Here is a 1,577-nt window from a genome sequence, read left to right on the forward strand (position 1 = left end):
CCCGCCTCCCCCCGCGCCGGGGCTCCTCGCGCCCCGCCGCGCCGGGGGGCGGGGGGCGCCCCCCCCCCCCCCCCGGGCCCCGGCCCCCCCCCCCCCCCCCCCCCCCCACGGCCGTTTGGGGGGCCGCCGCGGCTATATGATCACGCGGCCGAGATCACGTCACGGGGGAGCACGAGAACAGCGATGGCCGGGCAGGCAGTACTCGCACCGCCGAGGGAACTCCGCACCTGGTTCGGCCGTCGCTCGGTGCGGATGACCGGATCCGCGCTGGTGTGGCAGGAGGAACCGGAGGCCTTCCACATCCCCTACGGCCGGATCCACCGGGTGCACGCCGTCCCCGGCCGGGGCGTGCTCTGGGACCTGTGCGTCGAGGTCGACCCGCCGGGGCGCGGCGAGCGCTCCGAGTTCCGCCTGGGCACGACCGACGCCAAGGCCCAGGCGTTCGCCGACGCCATCAACGCGCAACGGCTGAAACGGCTCGCCGAGGCTCCGGCCGACCCGACGCGGATCCGCGTCGAACCGTTCCGGCGGCCCAGGCCGCTGCGGCCCGCCGGCTGGCAGCTCGGCCTCCTCGCCCTGTTCGCCGGCTGCCTCACCGAGTCCGTCGCCCTGGCCCTGCTCGGCCACCCGGTGCGGGCCGGGTTCGTCTGGGCCGGCTTCGCCGCCTGGTGGGTGAGCGCCGCCTGGGCGGCGAACCTGCCCTGGCAGCTGCGGTACTGGCGCCAGCAGCAGGCACTGGGCGAGCTCCGCCCGGCGGAGTTCACCGGCTCCTACCTCGGGGAGTACAGGGTGCACGACGTCCACGGCCACTCCCGCAGCACCCGGCGCACGCTCCGGTACACCTACCGGGTGACCGACCAGCTCGGCACGGCGCAGCGGCACGAGTGCAGCGCCGCCGACGTGGGGGACGTGGCGCGGCCCCGCACGGTCCTGGTGGTGCCCGGCCGCCTGTCGGCGGACACGCCGGGCGGGCTCGCCGGCCACCTGGTGTGGATGGGCGTCACCGGCCTGCCGACCCTGGTCGCGGGCCTGGTCGGCCTGGTCCTCGTCCCGGGCCTGCTGCTGCCCTGAGCCGCCGACGGCTCACCGGTGCCGACCACCCCGCTCACCCGGATGCGCGTCCGGCCTGGACTCCGGGTCCGCCTCCCGCCCCACCCGACGCGCACCCTTCCGTTTGCGGTGGCCCGGGCCGGGGTGTGGGGGCGGTGTGCCGGCGCTGGAGATCCACTGGAGGCCGCCTCAAGGCGGGTGGTTCGTGGCGGGTTGGGTGTGTTCTGGTGGATGGCGAAGCAGACCCGGGGCGGGGCACACCGGGGGACGGTAGACGCTCGCGCATGGATGTGAGTGTGGAGGCTATGGTTCGCCGGCCCGGAGTGGATTTGACTGGTGGACATGAGGACGGACGCGCGGGGTTCGCAGAACCGCCCGGGTCCGCTGGTTTCGTCGACTTCTTCTCCGAATGGGGTGGCTGCTGTGGTTGCCAAGGGTGTTGTGGATCTTCCGGTCGGTGCTGGTGTGGTGCTGGTGGTGGGTGGGACGGGTAAGACCGGTCGGCGGGTGGCGGATCGGTTGGCGGG

1 protein-coding gene is annotated in these 1,577 nt (G+C 75.1%); it reads left to right on the top strand.

Annotated features, from left to right (window positions below; all coding sequences use genetic code 11):
- The first annotated feature begins 183 nt into the window (after positions 1-183).
- Complete coding sequence (locus AB0P03_RS40785; protein WP_363633797.1) at positions 184-1,071, top strand: hypothetical protein; 888 nt, start codon at positions 184-186, stop codon at positions 1,069-1,071.
- Positions 1,072-1,577 lie beyond the last annotated feature (506 nt).

This window comes from Kitasatospora sp. NPDC088779 (assembly GCF_040685395.1).
GTDB lineage: Bacteria > Actinomycetota > Actinomycetes > Streptomycetales > Streptomycetaceae > Kitasatospora.

Excerpts from the sequence above, each read along its gene's own strand:
- AB0P03_RS40785 (WP_363633797.1), top strand. The coding sequence starts at position 184 with ATGGCCGGGCAGGCAGTACTCGCACCGCCGAGGGAACTCCGCACCTGG.